The sequence below is a fragment of the Sphaerisporangium sp. B11E5 genome (assembly GCF_039871875.1).
Lineage (GTDB): Bacteria > Actinomycetota > Actinomycetes > Streptosporangiales > Streptosporangiaceae > Sphaerisporangium.
Map to the genome: position 1 here is coordinate 335,552 of NZ_JBDPMD010000003.1, position 21,016 is coordinate 356,567.

16 protein-coding genes are annotated in these 21,016 nt (G+C 71.4%); 3 read left to right on the plus strand and 13 right to left on the minus strand.

Annotated elements, in window-relative coordinates:
- Window positions 1-14: 14 nt before the first annotated feature.
- The 11 genes from ABGB17_RS05250 to vioC form a co-directional block, all read right to left on the minus strand.
- Window positions 15-797, minus strand: a complete 783-nt coding sequence (locus tag ABGB17_RS05250; RefSeq protein WP_347626631.1) for a thioesterase domain-containing protein — start codon at window positions 795-797, stop codon at window positions 15-17.
- Window positions 798-840: 43 nt separating this feature from the next.
- Complete coding sequence (locus ABGB17_RS05255) at window positions 841-2,091, minus strand: alpha/beta hydrolase (RefSeq protein ID WP_347626632.1); 1,251 nt, start codon at window positions 2,089-2,091, stop codon at window positions 841-843.
- 100 nt (window positions 2,092-2,191) lie between these two features.
- Window positions 2,192-3,139 carry a chlorinating enzyme gene (locus ABGB17_RS05260; protein WP_347626633.1) on the minus strand — a complete coding sequence of 316 codons (948 nt, stop codon included), beginning with the start codon at window positions 3,137-3,139 and terminating at the stop codon, window positions 2,192-2,194.
- Complete coding sequence (locus ABGB17_RS05265) at window positions 3,136-3,399, minus strand: acyl carrier protein (RefSeq protein ID WP_347626634.1); 264 nt, start codon at window positions 3,397-3,399, stop codon at window positions 3,136-3,138. Before ABGB17_RS05265 ends, ABGB17_RS05260 begins: the two co-directional genes overlap by 4 nt.
- 18 nt (window positions 3,400-3,417) lie before the next feature.
- Window positions 3,418-4,986 (minus strand): amino acid adenylation domain-containing protein, encoded by a 1,569-nt coding sequence (locus tag ABGB17_RS05270; protein ID WP_347626635.1) that lies wholly within the window; start codon window positions 4,984-4,986, stop codon window positions 3,418-3,420.
- 316 nt (window positions 4,987-5,302) lie between these two features.
- Complete coding sequence (locus ABGB17_RS05275; protein WP_347626636.1) at window positions 5,303-5,893, minus strand: DinB family protein; 591 nt, start codon at window positions 5,891-5,893, stop codon at window positions 5,303-5,305.
- 9 nt (window positions 5,894-5,902) lie between these two features.
- Window positions 5,903-7,162, minus strand: coding sequence for an aminotransferase (locus tag ABGB17_RS05280; protein WP_347626637.1), 1,260 nt, complete (start codon window positions 7,160-7,162; stop codon window positions 5,903-5,905).
- A 9-nt stretch (window positions 7,163-7,171) separates the two neighbouring features.
- Window positions 7,172-7,960 carry a (2Fe-2S)-binding protein gene (locus ABGB17_RS05285; protein ID WP_347626638.1) on the minus strand — a complete coding sequence of 263 codons (789 nt, stop codon included), beginning with the start codon at window positions 7,958-7,960 and terminating at the stop codon, window positions 7,172-7,174.
- Window positions 7,957-8,667, minus strand: coding sequence for a response regulator transcription factor (locus ABGB17_RS05290; RefSeq protein ID WP_347626639.1), 711 nt, complete (start codon window positions 8,665-8,667; stop codon window positions 7,957-7,959). Before ABGB17_RS05290 ends, ABGB17_RS05285 begins: the two co-directional genes overlap by 4 nt.
- Window positions 8,668-9,099: 432 nt before the next feature.
- Window positions 9,100-10,200, minus strand: coding sequence for a winged helix DNA-binding domain-containing protein (locus ABGB17_RS05295; RefSeq protein ID WP_347626640.1), 1,101 nt, complete (start codon window positions 10,198-10,200; stop codon window positions 9,100-9,102).
- Window positions 10,201-10,331: 131 nt separating this feature from the next.
- On the minus strand, window positions 10,332-11,360 hold the full coding sequence (vioC, locus tag ABGB17_RS05300; RefSeq protein WP_347626641.1) for an arginine beta-hydroxylase, Fe(II)/alpha-ketoglutarate-dependent: 1,029 nt from the start codon (window positions 11,358-11,360) through the stop codon (window positions 10,332-10,334).
- Window positions 11,361-11,718: 358 nt separating this feature from the next.
- Here vioC and ABGB17_RS05305 point away from each other — a divergent pair, with 358 nt between their 5' ends.
- From ABGB17_RS05305 to ABGB17_RS05315, 3 genes are all read left to right on the plus strand, one after another.
- Entirely contained in the window at window positions 11,719-14,763 is a 3,045-nt protein-coding gene (locus ABGB17_RS05305; protein WP_347626642.1) for an amino acid adenylation domain-containing protein, read from the plus strand.
- Window positions 14,764-14,850: 87 nt separating this feature from the next.
- Window positions 14,851-16,119: a cytochrome P450 gene (locus ABGB17_RS05310; RefSeq protein ID WP_347626643.1), complete on the plus strand. Its 1,269-nt coding sequence runs from the start codon at window positions 14,851-14,853 to the stop codon at window positions 16,117-16,119.
- A 98-nt stretch (window positions 16,120-16,217) separates the two neighbouring features.
- On the plus strand, window positions 16,218-19,556 hold the full coding sequence (locus ABGB17_RS05315; RefSeq protein ID WP_347626644.1) for a condensation domain-containing protein: 3,339 nt from the start codon (window positions 16,218-16,220) through the stop codon (window positions 19,554-19,556).
- 8 nt (window positions 19,557-19,564) lie between these two features.
- Here the strand turns inward: ABGB17_RS05315 and ABGB17_RS05320 are convergent, their stop codons facing one another.
- Window positions 19,565-20,719 carry an alpha/beta hydrolase gene (locus tag ABGB17_RS05320; protein ID WP_347626645.1) on the minus strand — a complete coding sequence of 385 codons (1,155 nt, stop codon included), beginning with the start codon at window positions 20,717-20,719 and terminating at the stop codon, window positions 19,565-19,567.
- Window positions 20,720-20,725: 6 nt separating this feature from the next.
- Complete coding sequence (locus ABGB17_RS05325; protein WP_347626646.1) at window positions 20,726-20,989, minus strand: acyl carrier protein; 264 nt, start codon at window positions 20,987-20,989, stop codon at window positions 20,726-20,728.
- Window positions 20,990-21,016 lie beyond the last annotated feature (27 nt).

Genomic DNA, 21,016 nt, shown 5'->3' on the forward strand with positions numbered 1-21,016 from the left:
GCTCCCTTCGCTGGTCAGATGAGGTCCTGGACGATGGTCTGGACGACCTGGCGCTCAGCGGCGGGGGTGAGGAAGTGCCCGCCGGCGATGTGATGGAGCCGGAAGCCGGCGGTGGTCTCGGCACGCCAGGAGGCGACGCGTTCGGGAGTGCCGACGGGGTCGTCCACACCGGCGAAGGCACGGATCGGCACGTCCAGCGGGGTGAGCGGGTGGAAGTCGTGGGTGCTGAGCACCGCCAGGTCGGCCCGGAAGGTGGGGAGGATGGCCCGCAGCAGTTCCGGCTGGTCCAGCACCTCGGGCGGCGTGCCGCCCATCTCGCGGAGGTGGGCTTCCACGCCGTCGGGCCGTCCTTCCCACGGCCAGGTGCCGTCATCGGTGGCGGGGCCGGGATCGCACGCCACGTAGAGCCGGGTGGGCAGCGGCATCGCCGTCACGCGGAGCGTGTGCGTCAGGGCCCAGGCGACCCTGGCCCCCATGCTGATGCCGAAGCAGGCGAACGGCCGGTCCAGCAGTGGCTTGAGTACGTCGACGAGATCGCGGACGAGGCTGGTCATACGATCGTGGGCCGGTTCGGTGAAGCGGTCGGCGCGGCCCGGTAACTGGACGGCGACCAGTTCGACAGCCGGCGGCAGCAGCCGGCGCCACGGGCGGTACATGCCGGCGTTGCCGCCCGCGTGATGGAAACACAGCAGTCGAATCCGCGCTGTGTCGTCGGTGCGGCCGAATCGCTTCAGCCAGCGGCGGTCGATGTCCTGCGGGTGTGCGTTCATCCCCACCTCGTCCGCGACGGTGCACATGAGCTCCTCACCGACGCTATCGAGAGGCTCCTTCGTGGTGCTGTCACACGAATCGAGGACAGTCGATCGAGAGGGGCTCTCCTCGCGGGTCGTGACCGCGTTCCGCGATGAAGTCGACGGCCACCTGCATCAGGGTGGTGTCCGCGTGGAACAGCGACGAGTGGTCGCCATGAGGCTCCACCCGCAGCCGGCCGTTCGGCAGGCCCTCGGCCACCTGTCGCGAACCCTGTGGATGGGCGGTCTCGTCGTCCTCGCTGGTGACCACGAGCGTGGGCTGCTCCACCTTCGTGAGGTACGGCTCCACGTCGGTGGTGGCGATGCTGCCGTTGAGCCGGCAGTACCGGTAGAAAAGCTCGGGATTGGTGTAGGGATACAGCACGAGATGCGCTGTTTCGGCGGGTGTGGTTCTCAACGCGACCTGGCAGAAAGCGGTCTGCACCGACCGCGCCGCGGCTCGGCTGTGCGCGGCGATGGTCATCAGCTCGATGAGGTCGTTCTGGAACCTGGTCCTCGGGGAGCCGCTGCCGAACTCATAGGCGCCATGCCACAGGCTGAGCGAGGAGATCCTGGCGGGCTGGCCGGCCGCGGCCGCCAGAGCGATCACCGCGCCGCCGCAGAGGCCGACGATGTGGGCCCTCGGAACGGCGTAGTGATCCATGACGGTGAACAGGTCCGCGGCCTGTGCGGTGACGTCTACGGCGCAGTCGCCGCTCCGCGCGGCCGGGCCGAAAAGGCCCCTGCTCTCCCATGCCAGGACGCGGCGGTCCCGCGCGAGGAAACGCATCCAGGTCTCCGCGAGCGCGGCGGGCATACCGCAGGCGGGAACCAGGACGACCGCCTCGTCGCCCGACCCCGCGCCGTACACGTTCAACGGCACCCCGTCGTGCGAGACGACGGTGTCCTTGTGGAAGGACACGTCGAAACCGTCCGCCACCGCCGCGGCGATCACCTGGCCGGCCTGTGCCGGCAGCTCGTCCGGCGGTGTGCCGACGGCGTCCGCCAGGTCCGCGAGCGCCAGGCGATCGCTGATCACCCGCTCGAAGACCTGAAGGTCGCCGGCGGCCGTGCTGCGCGACAACGACAGCCCGGTGACACCGGCCTCCCGTGTGACCCGGTCCAGCAGCCGTTCGAGCCCGCGCCACCGCGCCGCGGGCCAGGTCTCCGGCGAGCCGGCCGCGTCTCTCGCGACCGGCACGACCCGCACCGGGACGGCCAGGCCCTCCATGAGGGGTCGCACCGAGAGGACGGATGTCACGAGCCGAGTGATCGCCTCGCTCGCGCGCGGCTCCAGCATTGGGCCACTCCCTGGCAGATCTGCCACCCCTGACCCGGTGGCCGGGCACAGCCGTGCGGCGACGACCGGCCCGGCCTCGTCGTGTCGCGGAGGCGCGCCGTCACCGGACCGGGAAGATGTGTCCCCGTGTGGTGGCCGTCACCTTCCGGTTGTGGCCGTAGGTGTCGGCACCCGCCACCAGCACCGCGCCGTAGTCCTTCAGGCTGATCCGGCCGCCGTACTCGTCCACGTCCTCGGTGTCCGGGTAGATGGCCACGCAGGTCGGCACGTACCGGCCGGCGAAACCGAGGCGCATCTCCTTGTCCATCGCGCTGTGCGGCTTCGACGCGTGCATCATCGTCGACCAGAACATGACCGCCTCACCCGGGCGCATCACCATCGAGATCGCCCGCTCCTCCGGCGGCCGCCAGTCCGGGTCCTTCTGCAGTTCCCGGTAGTCGTAGCCGTAGAAGCCGCGGTTGACGCCGTCCTTGCTCGCATTGTTGATCTTGCCCGGCTGGTAGTGCATCCCCTTGGTCTCGTCGTAGAACATCGTGCGATGCGTCCCGGGGATGAACTGGAGGCACCCGGTGTCCTCGGCGGCCTCGGTGAACGCCGTCCACACCGTGATGGTGCCGCCGAACTCCTTCTCCTCCTCGGGCCAGAGGATCTGCGGTTTGCCCGAGGCGAAGGCGAAGGTGTCGGCCTGATGCCAGTCCGTGCCCTCGTCGCCGGGGTACTTCGGGAAGAACTCGCTACGCCAGCACAGGACGTTCGGGCCGAGCACGGCGGTGACGCGGTCGACGATCCGCGGGTGGCAGATGTGATCGGCGAGGAAGTCCGAGTCGAGGTGACGGTCGTAGTTGGCGATGTTGGTGTTGCCCGCCTGCGCGTCGCCCTCGTCGTAGACGGCGCCGGTACGGTTCATCAGCCGCAGCCGCTCGCGCCGCCAGAGGCGCCGCATCTCGTCTTCCTCGTACACCTTGAAGGGGCCGAGGTAACCGAGCTCGTGGAACTTGGCGACCTCTTCCGGGGTGGGACTGAAGGTCTGCTGCACTGTCTCCGTCACCGGTTCTCGCTCCTCAGCTGGCCCGCGACGAACCCCGACAGCGTGTCGACGCTCGCCTCTTCCAGTTCCGCGACATCCATCGTGATGTCGTACTTCTCATTGATCTGAGCCACGATCCGGAGGAAGGTCAGGGATGTGACGCCCTGGTCGAACACATCGATCGACGGATCGACCTCGCGGTCCAGATGCGTACGCACGATGTCCATGATCGTTTCCCGGACGTCCGACACCGGGACGCCGGCACTCGGCGGCGCGGTCATTCCCGCCCTGCCCGGGGTTCACTTTCCCAGCGCATCGCGATCCACCTTTCCTTGCAGCGTCATCGGGATCTCCGTGACGACCTTGTAGACGGACGGCCGAAGATGTCGTGGCAGTTTCGTCAGCGCCTGCCGCTCGGCCGCGGCGGCGAGCCGCGCGCCCTCGCCGGCGTCGCCGGCGGGCAGGAGGTACGCGACCAAGCGCACGTCGCCGCCACCGAAATCCCTGGGTGCGACGACGGCCCGCGCGACTCCTGGTGTCTCCGACAGGCACACCTCTATCTCGCCCGGCTCGATGCGGAACCCGCGGACCTTCACCTGGTCGTCCACCCGCCCGAGGTAGGCCAGCTCGCCGCCGGGCAGCCGCACCGCCCGATCCCCGGACCGGTAGAGCCGTTCCTCGCCTCTCTCGGTGACGGCGGACACGAACCGGTCCGCGGTGAGCTCCGGCCGGTTCAGGTAGCCGCGGGTCACCCCGCCGCCGGCGATGTGCATCTCCCCCGCCGCGCCGTCCGGCACCGGCCCGCCGTCATCACCCATCAGATACACGCGCAGGTCAGGGATGGGAACACCGATCGGGCTCACCCCGGTCGAGCGCACGTCCGCCGCGGTGATCCGCCGATAGGTGCAGTGCACCGTGGTCTCGGTGATGCCGTACATGTTGACGAGCACGGGCCGGCGGTCGCCGTGCCGGTCCACCCAGGGGGCGAGCAGCTGAGGCTCCAGCCGTTCCCCGCCGAAGACGACCAGCCGCAAGGACAGGCCCGAGGTGCCGTCGTCGCCGTTCTTCCCCGCGCCCATCACCGTCAGCAACTGGTGGAACGCCGACGGGGTCTGGTTCAGGACGGTGACCTGTTCGGAGCGCAGCAGCGAGACCAGCAACGCGGGCGAGCGGGAGGTCATCTCGGGAAGCAGCACCAGGCGTCCGCCGTACAGGAGCGCACCCCAGATCTCCCACACCGAGAAGTCGAAGCTGAGTGAGTGGAACAACGCCCAGGTGTCCCGGTGGTCGAAGTGGAACCAGGCGGCCGTCTGCTCGAAGAGCCGCACCACGTTGCGATGTTCGACCATGACCCCTTTGGGTCTGCCGGTCGACCCGGAGGTGTAGATCACGTAGGCCAGGTCGCCGCCGGTCGCCTCGGGCCGCGGCGCCTCGTGCCCGGGCTCCCTGGAGGGCGGGCCGGCGACGTCCTCGTCCTCGTCCCCGTCGATCCAGACGATCGACGCGTGACGGCCGCCGATCACCCCGGCCGTGTCCTTCGCCGCCACCACGATCGGCGCCGCGCTGTCGGCCAGCAGATACTCGACGCGCTCCGCGGGATAAGCGGGATCGATCGGCACGTAGGCCCCACCGGCCTTCAGGACACCCAGCATGCCGGCGATGGCTTCCGGGCTCCTGCGCGCGCAGAGCCCGACCAGGACATCCGGCCCGACGCCTCGCTCGACCAGACGACCAGCGAGGCGGTCGCTCCACGCGTCGAGCTCCCCGTACGTCACGGTCCTGGCCGGTGTGGAGAGCGCGACGCTGTCCGGAGCCCGGCGAGCTCGTTCCCGGAAGATCGTGTGCAGGCAGCGGCCGGGGAGCTCCACACGGATTCCTTTCCGTCGCCGGATGCCGTCCGTTCAGGTCACGACCGTGCTGGATCCGCGGTCCTGGCTCGTCCGGATCAACGCGGAGACGCCCCGGCCACGCAGGTGAACCGGAATCGCGAGCACCAGTCGCACGTGTCCTCAGATTAGGTACGGCGGCCGTACCGGTGGAGTCACGTGAAAGGGGTACCGGCCTGGTCGGCGGGCTAGGCCTGTTTTCCGCACGAGCCCGAATGTCCCTGGTCAGGTGTTCTGTGATATTCGGTGCGGTGAGTGATCCGTGCAGGTCGTCGAGGGCGACGTGCGGAAAACGGGGCTAGGAGCCGGCCGCCCGTACCGGGCGCCACGCGGCCGGCGGGTCCTCCCCGACGCGACCGTCCACGGCCTCGCGCAGCAGGTCGGCCTGGCCGGTGTGCCGGCCGTACTCCTCGATCAGGTCGCACACGATGCGGCGCAGGCCGGCCCGCCGGCCGTCCGGCCAGGCCAGGTGGACGAGCTGGTCGAGCCCGCCGTTCCGCAGGGCGGCGTCGAGCGTGGTCCTGGATCGCGCGACGGCGTCGTCGTAGAGCGCGTACAACTGCGCGGGGGTGTCGTCGGCGGCCGATGTGAAGTCCCAGTCAGGGTCGGCCTGCCAGTCCACGGCGTCCCACGGCGGGCCGAGCGGCGTGCCGCTGAGCTTGGTGCCGAAGCACTGCTCCTCGACCCGCGCGAGATGCTTGAGCAGGCCGCCGATGGTCAGCGCGGAGGCGCCGACGCGGACCCGCAGCCCGGCCGGGTCGAGGCCGTCGGCCTTCCATCGGAAGGTGGCGCGCAGGCGGTCCAGGGCTCCGGCGAGGTGCTCCGCCTCCGTACCGGCGAGCGGCGGCTCCCACGGAGGCTCTGCCCACGACGTGTCGCTGTCAGCCACGGCGTCAGCCTACATGCCGTCGCCGGCGGCCCGCTCCTGTGACACGTCGGCGGCACCCGGCCCGTGCGGGTCCGCGCCCTGTCCGGAGGTGCCGCGCGCGCCGCGGCCCTTCCGTCCGGCGAAGTCGGTGAGGCGACCGGCGAAGTCGGCGAGCGCGGCCCGGTCGGCGTTGCTGAGGCTGACCCGGAAGGTGCCGCGGTCGTCCGGGAGAAAGGCGGTGCCCGGGATGACCAGCGTGTCGTACTCGACGGCGAGCTCGCCCACGACGTCCTCGGTGGGACGTCCGGCGAACGGGTGGCGCACCCAGCCGAAGAAACCGCCGACGGACAGCAACTCGAAGCCGCCGGGCCGGTCGGCCATCACCGTCGTGAACCAGTGCCGGCGGTCGGCGATCTCACGGGCTCGCGTCCGCCGCCACTCCCCGGCCGCCGTGAGGCCGGCCCAGGCGGCCTCCTGACCGATCCGCGGCGCGCAGATCGCGACGCAGTCGAGCAGCTTCGTCACCTCACGGCCCAGCTCCGGGGAGGCGACCACGGCGCCTACCCGGTACCCCGGGATGGCCAGTTCCTTGGAGAAGCTGTGCAGGCTGACGACGGTATCGGGCCATCGCGAGTCGGCGAACAGCGTGTGAGGGGGCTCCTCGGTGTCACGGAACGACCGGTACGTCTCGTCCAGGATCAGCGCGACGTCGTGCCGGGCCGCCACCTCGGCCAGCGCGGCGATCCGGCGCGGCGCCACGGTCACGCCGGTCGGGTTGCCGGGTGTGACCACGAGGATGGCCCGCGTACGCGGGGTGATCAGGGCCCGCGCCGCCTCGGCGGTGGGGACCAGATCGGGTCCGGGCTCCAGGTACACCGGCACGATCCCCGTCATCCGCAGCCACATGTCGTGGTTGAAGTAATACGGCAGCGTCACCACCACCTCGTCACCGGGTGCGGCGAGCGCCGACGCCACCAGGCAGAACGCCTGGTTGCACCCGGCGGTGACGACCACGTTCTCGGCGCGCACCCGCCCGCGATACGCGGCGGAAAGCTCGGCGGCGAACGCCTCGCGCAGGTGCGGCAGCCCCTCGATCTCCGTGTAGTCGCCGCCGTGCGGGTGACGGGCGGTCGCGATGACGTGCTCCAGTACCTCAGGCGCGGCGGGGTACTGGGGCGCCGCCTGCGCGAGGTCGAGGAGGTCCCGCTCCTTCGCGCGGCGGTCGAGGAAGGTGTACGCGGTGCCGATCGGCGAGTCGGCCGTCCGGACGGTCCACGGGTTCAGTCTCATGTGGTGCTCCTAGTGCCTGATGCAGCAACTGGCGCAAGCCTTGCCCTGGGGCACGGTGAACCGGAGGCAGCAGGTCTTGCGCCGCACCGTCGGCTCACCGCCCGGTCCGGGTGTCACCTCGATCAGGTCCGCGATGCCCAGCGCTTCGAGAACGGTGCGGATGTGCCGCTCCACCAGCGCGCCGGGGAGTGTCCCGGCGGCCCGGAGAATACCGTGAGCGATGCCCGAACTGACCGAACCGAGCAGGGCGCGCCTGCTGATACGCACCCGGGACTGGATCGCCTCCATGAGTGGGGCGAAATGCGCGTCGAGCAGAGACAGGCGCAGGGTCTCCAGCAGCGCGGCCTCGTCGCCGGCCACGTGCACGCCGGCCGGCTGCGCGAGCGGCGCGAGCGCGTCGGACGGCAGCACCGCGACCGTGACCGACGGTCGCAGGCCGATGGCGAGCGACCGGCCCGGTCCGTCGATGCGGACCAGGACGTCCGCGGGATACATCAGAGGCACCCGGTAGGCGGAGACCCAGCCGATCACGCTGGGCAGCGCCAGCCAGTAACCGTAGGACTTCCAGGCCAGCGCCGCGGCGGCATGAGGGGAGGCCCGCCATCGCAGGCGCGCCGCGTCGAGCAGATCGGCGGTCCGGGAACCGTCGGTGAGCCAGGACGCCGGCACCCAGCCGGTGTCGTCGCGGACCACCAGGCCCGGGGCCAGGCCGGACCGGTCGTGCAGGGCACGCAGCGCCGCGGTGACCGGCGCCAGCCGTTCCGTCGCAGATACCTGACCCGGGACGATTATGCTCACCTGGCGACGCCGCCCTCAGCCTTGTGGCCGACGGCCTGCCGCTGGTGGGACGGCGGCCCGGCCAGCGCCGTGGCCGCGGGCGGCCGATCGGCGGCGAGCCTGCCGAGCAGGGCGGCCCGGGTGAGCTCCGCCTTGTTGCCGACGCCGAGCTTGGCCCGGATGCGCTTGACGTACGTGTCCACGGTGTGCGGGCTGATGCCGAGACGAGTGGCGATCTGGCCATGGGTCAGCCCGCGCGAGATCTGCCGCAGCACCTGCGCCTCACGCTGGGACAGGTTGCAGGGGGTGGCGGCGGCGCCGTCGTCGCCGTCGCCGTAGACCGGGTGCGCGAACCGGTGACCGTTGACGTTGGCGAGTCGCGGCGGCGCGGCGGAGGTGACGGCGCGGATGGCGTCGACGACGGCCTCACCGGACGCGCACCTGCTGATGACGCCGCTGGCCCCGGCGCCGTAGTAGGTGGCCTGATCGGTGTCGGTGTCGTCGGCGAGCACCAGGACCGCGGCGCATTTGGCGATTTCGGCGATGTGGTCGAGGAGCTCGGGCGGGGTGAACACGTCGACGTCGATGAGGGTGGCGTCGGCCAGCCAGGACGGCGCCTCTCCCGGTGACGTCCTGGACGCTATGACCTTGATACCGGCGTCGTTGAGTACCTGGGTGAGACCAACAAGGAAGATCGGAGAGTTGACAAGGATATCGATCCGGATCATGGAATACCCCATCCAGGTCGCATCTCTACTCCCAATGAGCTCTTTATTCACATGACTGCTTGATCGCTGACCGCAAACGACAATAACTACACGTCTGCGGCGGCGACCGGTCCCCACTTTCAGGGACTTATCAGGATCTTCTGCGCAAACTGCCCACATCAATTGACAAATACTGCCACCGATAGATGTCAAGTGTTGTCAATGTAATTTCGCTTTTCAGTCAGCATGTCGTCTGACCAGCAGCATCACCGCAGCCACTGGCCCCACCCGGTCGATTGTGGAGTGCTTTTCGGCTACCGACCAGGACTTTCGACCGGCGCACCGCGGAAGGGAATTTTCCATTGCGGCACGGCATTTTGTGTCGTGATAAATTCCGCGAAGTGTGCCCTCTGTGACGGCTGGGATTTGAGTACCCGATGTGATGGGGAGGCCCTAGGGCTCGCAGTCCAGGAACGTCGCCAGCCGGCGGGTCTCGGCCGCGAGCTCCCGTCCCGTCCACGCCGGCAGCGGCTCGAATGGTTCCAGTTCGACGGTCAGCCGGCGGCCGGCGCGCCTGTGCCGCCACACGCCGGCGACCCGGCCGTTCACCAGGATGACCGGTGAGACCCAGCCCTGCCGGCGATAGACCCGCCCGACGTACCGGGGGTCGATCATCGGCTCGCGGCGGGCCATGCCCATCACCCAGGGGTCGAACGCCGGCAACAGCCGCGCCACGTCGCGCACGGGGGCCGCGGCGAGGTCCGGCAGGTCCGCGGCCAGCACCCAGCAGGGCTGGCCGTCGACGTCGACCTCCACCGCCTCGTCCCCCAGCGTCCGCAGCATCGGAAGCACCCGCCGGCCGGATCGCGCCTCCATCCACCAGCGACCGAGATCCGCGGCCGTGGCGGGGCCGTACGCGTGCAGGAACCGGCGGGTGACCTCACGCAACCCGTCGTCCGGCGACAACCGGCGGGGCGAGCCGGGCAGCCAGGTCGCCGGCGAGGTGAACCGCACCCGGGCACCGTCGCTCTGAGCGAAGCAGAGGAGCCCGTGCAACGAGGCCGCCTTGAGTGCCGAGCCCCAGCTCGAGCGCAGCCAGCCGGCGTACTCCGCCGAGCCCGTCAGCCGTCCGACCTCCAGGGCCAGCTCCTCACGGGTCAGTGTCCGGCCGTCGAGCGCCTCGCCGACCGCCGCGGTGATGGCTTTCACGTCGTCGGGGCTCGCGCCGCTGAAGCCGCCCGACAGCGTGCCGAGGGCGGCCAGCCATGCGCCGAGCTCGGTGGCGGGCAGCAGGTGCAGGGTCCTGCGGGTGGCCCACAGCTTCACCAGAGAACGGTGCGTCCACAGCGCCTCCCCCACGGCGTCGCGCGGCAGGTTCTCGACCCGGGCCCACAGGCTCAGCTCGGCCGAGGACATCACCTGCGCGTGCAGCCCGCAGACATCGCCGGCCACGCGGACGACGTCTTCCGGTGCGGCCCGTCCGACGAGGTGGTGCCGCGCCATTCGCCAGGCGAGCGCCCGCTGCCACGACAACCGCACACCTTGGCTCGCCACCACCCGGATCCTCCGTCCGCTCGTTCACGCGGCGCCGCGTTCACCCGGATATCAATACCAGGTCATACGTCGCCGCCGGTGATGTTCGCGAGACGTGGAAGCGCGACGCGCCGGCCGGACGGGGATCGTTCTCAGTAGATGATGCGGTTGTCGGCGGCGGGCCGCCACGCGCGGGAACCGCGCAGGTTGCGGGTGATGTTGAGGCGTTTGAGCCAGCGGTCGGTGCCGTCATAGCGAGCCTGGAACGACTTGCGGCCGTGCACCGCGCGGAAGTTGTCGATGAAGACGATGTCGCCGGGGCGCAGGCTGACCCCGGTCATCTTGTCCTCGATCTCGGCGCAGAGCCCGCGGAAGGCGTCCAGGTGCCGGCGCGGCCAGCCGTCGGTGCTCATGTGGTACGGGTCGAGCGCCATGTACGGGTCCTGCCGGTCGCCGAACAACACCGGCCGCTTCTCGGGATGCTCGTTCCACGACTGGATGAGCTGGAAACTGCGGGCACGTAACCGGTCGAGGGTCGGGTCGCCGGTGGACTCGGCGGCGTTCTGCGGCAGGTGCGAGTTGTCCGGCATCTGGGTGAACTCGGCCTGGAAGAGCGCCTCGACGTCCAGCGCGGACCAGTCAAGGTCGGGTGCGCAGGAGACCGTGGTCTCCACGAGGTCGGGGTTCTTCAGGCACATGAGCGACACGTAGTCGCCGCGGCAGGGGTGAAAGGCGTCCTCGGTGTGCCAGGACAGGTGCTGCAGACTGTTGGACCCGATCTCGTAGTGCTCGTGCCCCTTGATGGGCAGCACGTCATGCATGATCCGGCCGTCCTGCTGCGTCGCCCAGCCGAACACGTCGCCGAGCACGGAGGCGCAGAGCAGGAAGAACGTCTCCTGCTCGAAGGCCGGTGAGCCGTACTGGCTGTCCCGCCACTGAGTGGGGGTGGGACCGAGCCGGTCCTCCACCACTCGCAACCCGGAGATCATGCACAGCGCGGACGGCTCGGTGAGGCGGAAGTTCTCCAGGAACTCCAGCAGGTGGATCGGCAAGTTCCTGGCGAGCACCGGCGCCTGCCGGATCAACCGGGGGTCCTCGATGGTCTCGTAGGCGCCGGCCAGCTCGGTGAGCATCGGGAAGATCGCCGCGTTGTCCTCCGCCGTCAGCACCAGTCGGTGCATCCCAGTTCTCCTTATGCCGGGCGGACGATAGCGTGCGCCAGTCTAGATATCGCCCGCGTCCGGGCCTGGTCCCCGTTAACCGGGACAGGCGACGCCGGCCGCACGGGGGGTGAGTGTCCGCTGAATGCGGGACAGACCCTCCCATTGACCGGCCGGAGAGCGATCTCGTTGACTGAGGACTCCGGCTGGTTCGCACCGTAGGAGCGTCCGTGATCGGCAGTCACCAGTCCGCCGAAAGTCCACGTGCCGCAAAGGAACCCGTTCCCCCTCAAGCCGATGGGGACGGGTTCACGTATGGGACCCTCACCACGGACGCGGCGTCGCCCTGGTGCGCCGGGCCGGTCGCGGAGCCGGCGCCATGATCACGGTGCCGGACCAGATCCTGGCTCAGGCGAAGCGATCGCCGCAGCGGGTGGCGGTCGAGTCGGCGGGCAACCGCCTCTCCTACGCGCAGGTGGTCGCCGAGGCCGCCGGCGTGGCCGACCACCTGCGCCGCATCGGTGTCGGGCCCGGCGATCCGGTGGCGGTCGCCGTGCCGCGCGGCGTCGATCTGGTCCCGGCACTGCTCGGCGTCCAGCTCTCCGGCGCGGCGTACGTGCCCCTGGACCCCGAGCACCCGGCCGACCGGCTCAACTACATCATCGAGGACTCCGGTGCCGGGGTCCTGCTGATCGCCGACGCCGCCGGCTCCCGCGGCTTGCGCGCCGGCACGCGGGTCCACCTGAACGACATCGCGGTTCGTCCGGGTCCGGTGCACCCCGCCGGGCTGGACGACGGATCAGCCGCCTATGTCGTCTACACGTCCGGCTCGACCGGACGGCCGAAGGGCGTCATGGTGACGCATCGCGCGTTCGCCAACTTCGCCGAATCCATGCGCGAACGCCCCGGGTTGCCGGACGACGTCGTGTTACCCGCCGTGACGACGGTCTCCTTCGACATCGCCGGCCTGGAGCTGTTCCTTCCTCTGACCACCGGCGGCCGGGTCGTCATCGCGCGGCAGTCCGAGGCCACCGACCCGCGCCGGCTGTCGGCCCTGCTGGCCGCCACCGGCGCGCGCGTCATGCAGGCGACACCGATCACCTGGCGGCTGCTGCTGGAGGCCGGATGGTCGCCGCCGCCCGGCTTCACGGTCCTGTGCGGCGGCGAACGGCTGCCGGGTGAGCTGGCCGACCGGCTGCTGGACGAGGGGGTCGTGCTCTGGGATCTGTACGGACCCACCGAGACCACGGTCTGGTCGTCCGTCACGCGCTACGAACGCGGCCGCCCGACCGCATTCGACCCGGTCCGCGAGACCACGTTGCACCTGCTCGACGAGTGTCTCCGGCCGGTGCCGCCCGGCGCGACCGGCGAGCTCTACATCGGCGGCGCGGGAGTCGCCGTCGGTTACCACGGCCGCTCGCCGCTGACCGCCGCGAGATTCGTCGCGGACCCGTTCGCCGCGGGTGCCCGGCTCTACCGGACGGGCGATCTGGCACGCCGGCACCCGGAGGGGCGGATCGAGATCCTCGGCCGCGGCGACGACCAGATCAAGATCCGGGGCTTCCGGATCGAGCCCGGTGAGATCGAGCACCTGCTGGCCAGGCACCCGGGGGTGGCCGAAGCCGCGGTCCGGGCGTTCGGGGACACCGACGAGGCCACCTGCCTGGTCGCCTACATCCGGCCGGCCGAGAAGGGGAACCCGCCCGACGCCAGGCGCCTGCGGCTCCACCTGGCGCGTTCCGCCCCGGCCTACATGATCCCGGCGCAGTTCGTCGTCCTGGACGATTTCCCCCGGACGCCGAACGGCAAGCTGAACCGCTCCGCGCTGCCGGACCCGGCCGGAGCGCCGCACCGGGCCGCGGAGGACGCGGGTCACCTTTCCCCGGACGGGCCCGCCGGCACCGTCGAACAGCGCATCGCCAAGATCGTGGCCGAGGTGCTCGATCAGCCGTCGATCGGCGTGCACGAGGACTTCTTCACGCTGGGCGGCGACTCACTGCGCGCCGTCCAGATCGTGCTGCGGCTGAACGAGGAGCTGGAGACGGAGGTCCCGATCAACGCGCTGTTCGAGACCCGCACCGTCTACGGGCTCGCCGCGCAGCTCGAGGCCGGCGGCGTACCCGAACCGGGATCCATGCCGCTCCTCGACGGACGCGGCCCGCGGCTCTCGGCCGCCCAATGGCGACTGTGGCTGCACCAGTTGTCGGCGCCGCACAGCACCGTCGACAACGCGCCGCTGGTCGTACGGCTGCCCGGCCCTCTCGATGTCGCGGCCCTGGAGTCGGCGCTGACCGGCCTGCTCGAACGCCACCCGACCCTGCGCACGTACTTCGCGCAGGACGACTCCGGACTGCCGGCCCCGGTCGTCATGCCCGCGGCGCCGGTACGGCTGCGCGTGGAGGACGGCGACCCCGGGGCCGTCCTCGCGGAAGAACTGGCCCGGCCCTTCGATCTGGCGGCCGGACCGCCGGTCCGCGTCCGCCTGGTGCGCCGGGCCGCCGACGGCTGCGGGCTGCTGCTCATGGTCGTGCACCGCATCGCGGCCGACGACCGGTCCCTGGAGCTGGTCGCGAGTCAGGTGCGAGCCGCGTACCGGGGCCGGGCCGTGCCCGCCCCACCGCTCGGCTACGCCGACTTCTCCGAATGGCAGCGCGTGTTCTCGGCGAGTCCCGCCGCGCGGCGGCACCTGGACTTCTGGCGCGACACGCTGGCCGGGCTCGCCCCGGCCCCGTTGCCCGCCGACCGGCCGCGACCGCCCGCACGCGACTGGCGCAGTGGCACGGTCCGGTTCGACGTGCCGCCCGGTGTCGTGCGCCCGCTCCACGAGGTGGCCGCCGACCACGACACCACACTCTCCGTGGGACTGCAGGCCGGGCTCCACGCCGTCCTGGCCCGGTTCACGGGCGGGACCGATCTGGCCGTCGGCGTCCCGGTCTCCGGGCGGGACCGGCCGGAGCTGGAGAACGTCGTAGGGATGATCGAGGAGATCACGGTGATCCGGGTGGACCTCGGCAGCCGCCCGAGCTTCGGCGAACTGCTGACCCGCGTTCGCGAGGCCGTGCTCGCCGCCGTCGACCACGCCGTGCTGCCGTTCGAGGACATCGTCGCGGCCGTCGCCGAGACCGCGCGGGCCGCACCCGCGCCGGGGCGCAACCCGCTGTTCGACGTCCTTCTCACCTGCCACGGGATCCCCGCGGAACCGGCCGGCTTCCCGCTGCCCGACACGCCGGGAACACGGTACGACCTGAGCTGCCACCTCACCGAGCGGCCGGACGGCGGCGTCGACGGCCGGTTCGAGTACGCCACGCAGCTCTTCGACGAGCCCACGATCGCCCGTCTCGCGAGTAGCTACGTCGACATGCTGGCACAAGCAGGAAAGGACCCTCGCGTGCGGATCGCGCCCGCGCCGGCCACGCTCCGCTGAACCCGGGCCGCTCCCCCACCCGCCGCCGGCGATGTCCCCGGAAGCGGGGAGATGCCTGCCGGTGCGTACGGCGGGATGCTTGCCGGCATGAGCGTCCCGACGACGAACGGCTCGCCCAGCGAGGCTCTCCATCTCACCGATCCGATCCCGGCCGTCGACCTGGCCGACCCAGATCCGGCCCGCAGCGCCGCGTTCGACCAGATCCTCACCGATCTGCGGCCCGAGCACCCGGTCTTCTGGCACGGCCGCAAGAGCCGGCCGGGCTTCTGGGCGGTCATCGGGTACGCCGAGACCATGCAGGTCTACCGGGACGCCGCCACCTTCTCCGCCACGCACGGCATGACGATAGACAGCCTTCGCGCGGACCAGGACCCGGCGAGCGGGATGATGGTCGAGGTCACCGATCCCCCGGAGCATCGCCGTCTGCGCCGGAGCGTCGGCGCCTTCTTCGCCGACGGCGTGGTCACCGGCCTGACACCCGCGATCGACGAATACGTACGCAAGTCGCTCATCGAGGTCCGCGACCGCGGCGGCACGGTCGACTTCGTCGAAGCCGTCGCCGCCAGGGTGCCGACCCACGCCGCCGGGCTGCTGCTCGGACTGCCCCTGGAAGATCTTGAGTGGGTCACGAGCCGGACAGCGCAGGTGTTCCTGTCGGGGCCCGGCACCGGCACGCGCGGCGACCTGCGTGAGGCGGCGGAACAGGCGAACGGCGAACTGCTGGGGTACTTCGCCAAGCTGCTCCGCAGCAAGCGGCGTGGCGCCGGCGGCGACAGCCTGGTGCACCGGTTGGCGGCGGGGACCGCCAACCGGGACGGCCTGACCACCGGGGAGGCCGTACTCAACGCGCTCAATCTGGCCATCGGCGGGACCACGACGACGCGCAGCGTGCTGACCAACCTCATGCACGGGCTGCTGCAGTTCCCTGACGTCTTCCAGGCACTCCGCGACGAGCCGTCGGCGGTGCCGTCGGCCGTCGAGGAGGCCGTACGGTGGGCGAACCCGGTACGGCACCTCGCCAGGGTCGCCACCCGCGACGTCGAGCTCGCCGGCCGGAACATCCGGGCCGGCGATCCGGTCCTGGTCTGGCCACGCTCCGCCAACCGGGATGAGACCGTCTTCGCGCTGCCTCATCGCTTCGACATCCACCGGCGGCCGAATCCGCACATCGGCTTCGCGGCCGGCCCGCACAGCTGCCCGGGCACGGGCCTCGCACGGGTCCAGCTCAGGGCGGTACTCGGTCACATGCTGGAGATCTTCACCGGCGCCGAGCCGGCGGGCCAGGCGGAGTTGCTGCGGTCGAACTTCCTGCACGGGTACGCCCACCTGCCGGTCCGGTTCACCCCGGCCTCCTGAGAGCCGCTGCCCGGCCCGGCCACGACGCGCCGCACCCCATGGCAAGGCATCCTTTTACGTGACAACCGCAGGGAACGGCGCGATCGTACTGTTCGGGTATGGCGCGACCTTCGCTTGTGACCTCCGCCGACGGCTCCGACGACGGCGTGTACGCCTCGCCCGACGTGCACGCCGAGCGGCCGCTGCCCCCGCGCACGCCGTACGAGGACGCGATCGTCGGCATCCTCGGTGACGTCCTCGGGTGCACCGGCATCGACGTCACCGACCGCCTGCTGGCGCTGGGCGACGTGTCCCAGGTGCCGCGCGTGGTCGCGCAGATCCGCAAGACGATCGGCGTCGACGTCCCGGTGGCGGACTACGTCGAGTCCGCCACCGTCGCCGGTCTCGCGTCGGTCGTGGCCGCCAGATCGCGCGCGACCCGCTCCGCCGCCCGGCCGCACGCGATGGGACCGCGGCCGCACGACGCCCGCCCCGTGCTCTCGTTCGACCAGCAACGGCTGTGGATGGAGAACCAGCTCCTGCCCGGCGTGGTCTACAACGTCCACGGCCGGCGCCGGATCGTCGGGAAACTCGACGTGGCGGTCTTCGAGGCGAGCATCCGCGCGATCATCGCGCGCCACGAGACGCTGCGCACGCACTTCCCGGCCGGCGAGGGCGAGCCGGTGCAGGTGGTGGACGACCACGACGACGACTGGCGGATCAAGGTCACCGACCTCACCGGCCTGCGCGGACCGGGCAATGACGACGCCGCCGCCGAGCGCGCGGCCCGGCGTCTGCTCGACGAGGAACTCACGACGCCGTTCGACCTGGCGACCGGCCCGCTCATCCGCTGCCTGCTGATCAAACTCGGCGATGAGGAGCACGCGCTCGGTGTCACGATGCATCACATCGTCTCCGACGCGTGGTCGATCGGACTGTTCGTCCGCGAGCTGACCGCGCTGTACGAGGCGGGTGGCGATCCGGTCCGCGCCGGCCTGGCCCCCCTTCCCGTGCAGTACCGCGACTACGCGGTGTGGCAGCGGGGCTGGCTCACCGGTGAGGCGCTGGAGAGCCAGGTCGGCCACTGGCGCCGGCATCTGCGGGGCGCGCCGCGGTTCCTCGCGATGCCCACGGTGCAGCGGCGCACCAACGCGATGCGGGCCGAGGCCGGCCAGGTCGTGGCCGAGCTCTCACGGCAGGAGACGGCGGCGCTGCACGAACTGTGCCGATCGCACGGGGTCACCTCGTTCATGGTGCTCTACGCGGTGCTCGCGACCGTCTTCAGCCGGTGGTCGGGCCAGAACGACCTCGTCATCGGGGTCGCCGTGGCCGGCCGGACGAACCGCGCGACCGACAGGCTGATCGGCTTCTTCGTCAACATGCTGCCCCTGAGGGTGGATCTCTCCGACAACCCGCCGTTCGCGCGGCTGCTGGAACGCGTACGCCGGGTGGCGCTCGACGGCTACGCGCACGCCGAAGCCCCCATGGACCAGCTCGTACGGGACCTGAACATCACCCGGGACCCGCGCAGGACGCCGCTGTTCGAGGTGGTGCTCAACGTCGTCGCGAGTCCCGAGGCGGAGGACGTCACCAGCCTGAACATCGAGCCGATGGAGACGCCGTCGCTGTTCAGCCGCTACGACCTCACGTTCACCGCCCAGGAGTCCGAGGGCGTGCTGCGCTTCAAGCTCGACTTCCCCGCCGACCGCTGCGACCCGCCCACCGGCCGCACGCTGCTGCGGCAACTGCGTACGCTCCTGCGCGCCGCCGCCGCGGACCCCGATGCGCGGCTGCTCGACGTGCCGGCCGAGGAGCCGCGCGGTGCCGCACCGGACGAGCCGTCCGTCCGTCCGGCACCGCACCTCGCCGTCGCGCGGCACGCCGCCGGCGACGACCGGGCCGCCGTGGAGGACGGCGCGGGCCGCTGGAGCTACCGGTGGCTGTCGTCGGCCGCCAGCCGGGTCGCCGACGTGCTGGCGCGGCGCGGTGTCACGGCCGCGGACCGGGTCGGCGTGGTCCGGCGCCCGAGCGCCGCCTTCGTGGCGGTGCTCACCGGTGCGGCGAAGGCAGGGGTGAGCTGCACCGTGATCGAGACCGACGACCCGGCGCTGACCGGGGCGCTCGGCATCACGACGGTGCTGGACGCCGGCCCGGCAGGCGAGCCGGCGGCCGGCACGATCGACCTGAGCACGATCCTCCCGGCCGGCGACGCGGAGCCGGTACCCGCGGGTCCGGGCACGGCGGAGGCGGTGCCGGGCGACTGGGCGGTCGAGCGGCTTGACATCGGCGGCGACGACCGGTTCGTGGTGCTGTCCAGCCGTCCGGGTCACCTGATGTCGGCGCTGTGCAGCGCGTTCGGCGCCGGAGCGACCTTGGTGATCCCCGACCGCGGGTTCGGCGCCGACATCGGCGCGCTCACCGCCTGGCTGCGGGACAACGGCGTCACGGTCGCGTACCTGGATCCGCCGATCCTGCGGGCGATCTTCGCCCAGAAGCCCCTGCCGAGCCTGCCGTCGTTGCGGTGCGTGTTCGTGGACAACGACGGAGATCTGCTGCCGCACGACGTCGAGGCGGTACGGCGGATGGCGCCGGGCTGCCGGTTCGTCGGCGTCTATCGAGTCACGGCGGACGGCCGTCCGCTCGCCTGCTACGACGCCCCTGGCGAACTGGAGGTCCGCGACGCTCCGCTGCGTGTGCCGCTCGGCCTGCCCCTTCCCGGCATGGGGGTCGAGTTGCGGCGCCTGTCCGGACATGCCGCGGCGACCGGCGAGCTGGCCGAGATCTGGCACGGCGCGGAGCGCACCGGCGACCTCGGACGCAGGTGGCCCGACGGGTCGCTCGAATACGCCGGCAAGGCGGGGACGAGCCAGGCCGCCGACCCTGTCGAGACCGTCTCCGTCCTCCGGGACGTTCCCGGCGTCCGGGACGCGATCGTCGTCGAGCAGGCCGCCGCCGACGGGGGCACGACGCTGATCGGCTACGTGGCCGGCCCCGGCCCCGACCTCGACACGATGCCCATCCACAATTTCGTCAAGGCCCGCCTCCCCGAGCACCTGGTGCCGGGTCATCTGCTCGTGCTCGACGCGCTGCCGCGGACGCCGTGGGGCGCCTACGACCTGCGGGCCCTGCCCCGCCCCACGGGGGACGTGGCGGACGGCGACGACTACGCCGCGCCGCGCACGCCGATGGAGCGGCAGCTCGCCGAGATCCTCCAAGATCTGCTCGACATCGAACGGGTCGGCATCTACGACAGTTTCTTCGAGCTCGGCGGCTTCTCGATGCTCGCGACACGCCTCATCGTCCGCGTACGGGACGCCTTCCGGGTCCAGCTCGCCGTCCGCGACGTGTTCGAGTCGCCGACCGTCGACGAACTGGCGCGCCTGATCGTCCGCGCGCAGGTGGAGCAGGCCGACATCGACGACCTCGAGGCCCTGCTCGCGGAGGTCGAACAGGCTTAGCGCCCCGCTCAGCGGGCGAGGAACGAGGTGAGGCACGCGACCTGGCCGGGGGTCGCGCGGAAGGCGTCCAGGTGGTTTCCGTGGTCGGCGGACACCAGTCGTGCGCCAGGGATGATCTCGGCCAGCCGCCGGGAGCCGGCGGGGTGCGCGGTGTCGTCGTCGTCGCTGGTGACGACGAGACAGGGCCGGTCCACCTTGACCGCGGTCTGCCGGGAATCCCAGTGCATGGTCGCCGCGGTGAGCCTGGCGTACCGGTAGAACAGCTCGGCCGTGGCGTACGGCCGGACCACCAAGGGGCCGATCCGCTCCGGGACACCGGTCATCGGGCCGCTGGTGAGCTTGCCGCGAAGCCAGGCCGCGGTGTCGCGCGACTCACCGGCGAGGTCCAGCATGGCCCGCAGGTTGATCTGGTGATCGGTCTTCTGGGCCTCCTCCCCGAGCTCCAGATCGGCGTGCCAGAGGCTCAGGGAGCTCACCCGGTCGGGTCGCCACGCGGCCGCCGCCAGCGCCACGGCCGCGCCGCCGCAGATGCCCATGAGGTGAACCGGTCCTGTGGCGACCTCCTCCGCCACCGCGAGCAGATCGTCCACCTGGTGGACGACGTCGTGGCCACGCTGGTCGAAGACTTCCGGTTCCGCTATCCGCTCGCTCGTGCCCCGCGTCTGGATGACCAGGCAGCGGTACGCGGAGCCCAGCGCCGTGAGCCACGGCAGCGAGAGCCGGTAGCTCAAGGCGCAGGGTGGCGAGACCAGCACACAGGGGGCGTCCGGCGGACCCGCGTCCACGACGGTGATCACGCTGCCGTCCGGCCGGTGTACCGCGTGCGTCCGGTACCGGGTGTTCTCCTCCTGCCGCAGACGCCGGGCCTGTTCTGCCGCGTCCTCGGCGCACAGGCCGGCGAGCTCTGGTGCGCGCTGCGCGCGCCGGATCTCCGCGGCCAGGCCGACGAGGGCGAAGTCCCGGTCGCGGGCCGGCGCGTCGAAGGTGAGCGGGACCTCCAGTGCCCGGCACAGCGCGGCGACCAGTTCCGGCTCGCGGTCGCAGGCGTCGGGGTAGAGGGCGAACGGGCCGACCTGGGCCGTCAGGCCCTCCAGTTGCCGCACCGCGTCGGCCAGGTCCGCCAGTGCGGCCGGGAAGGTTCGTGTCGTGGCTGCTCGGCTCATTCTGTGTCACCCCAATGGCCGCGCGGCCCTGGCCAGGTTGCGGGCCGTGACGGCTCCGTCGAGTTCGCGCGGGTCGATGTCCAGGTGCAACGCGCGGTTCGCCATCGCGACGATCCGGAGGATCGACAACGACGTGCCTCCGTGGTCGGCAAGGTCGTCGTCGGCGGCCACGCCGGGATCGCGCAACACCTCACGTGTGACGGCCAGGATCCGGTCGAGCCGCTCCTCGTCGGAGCCGTTCGCCGTGCCGTCAAGGGACGGGGTACCCACGCCGGCTCCTCCTCGCGGATCATCGTC

Bases quoted from the DNA above. Each gene is read 5' to 3' on its own strand.
- ABGB17_RS05280 (WP_347626637.1), bottom strand. From the start codon at position 7,162: ATGAGACTGAACCCGTGGACCGTCCGGACGGCCGACTCGCCGATCGGC.
- ABGB17_RS05265 (WP_347626634.1), bottom strand. From the start codon at position 3,399: ATGACCGCGCCGCCGAGTGCCGGCGTCCCGGTGTCGGACGTCCGGGAA.
- ABGB17_RS05255 (WP_347626632.1), bottom strand. From the start codon at position 2,091: ATGCTGGAGCCGCGCGCGAGCGAGGCGATCACTCGGCTCGTGACATCC.
- vioC (WP_347626641.1), bottom strand. From the start codon at position 11,360: ATGCACCGACTGGTGCTGACGGCGGAGGACAACGCGGCGATCTTCCCG.
- ABGB17_RS05290 (WP_347626639.1), bottom strand. From the start codon at position 8,667: ATGATCCGGATCGATATCCTTGTCAACTCTCCGATCTTCCTTGTTGGT.
- ABGB17_RS05320 (WP_347626645.1), bottom strand. From the start codon at position 20,719: ATGAGCCGAGCAGCCACGACACGAACCTTCCCGGCCGCACTGGCGGAC.
- ABGB17_RS05310 (WP_347626643.1), top strand. From the start codon at position 14,851: ATGAGCGTCCCGACGACGAACGGCTCGCCCAGCGAGGCTCTCCATCTC.
- ABGB17_RS05315 (WP_347626644.1), top strand. From the start codon at position 16,218: ATGGCGCGACCTTCGCTTGTGACCTCCGCCGACGGCTCCGACGACGGC.
- ABGB17_RS05305 (WP_347626642.1), top strand. From the start codon at position 11,719: ATGATCACGGTGCCGGACCAGATCCTGGCTCAGGCGAAGCGATCGCCG.
- ABGB17_RS05250 (WP_347626631.1), bottom strand. From the start codon at position 797: ATGTGCACCGTCGCGGACGAGGTGGGGATGAACGCACACCCGCAGGAC.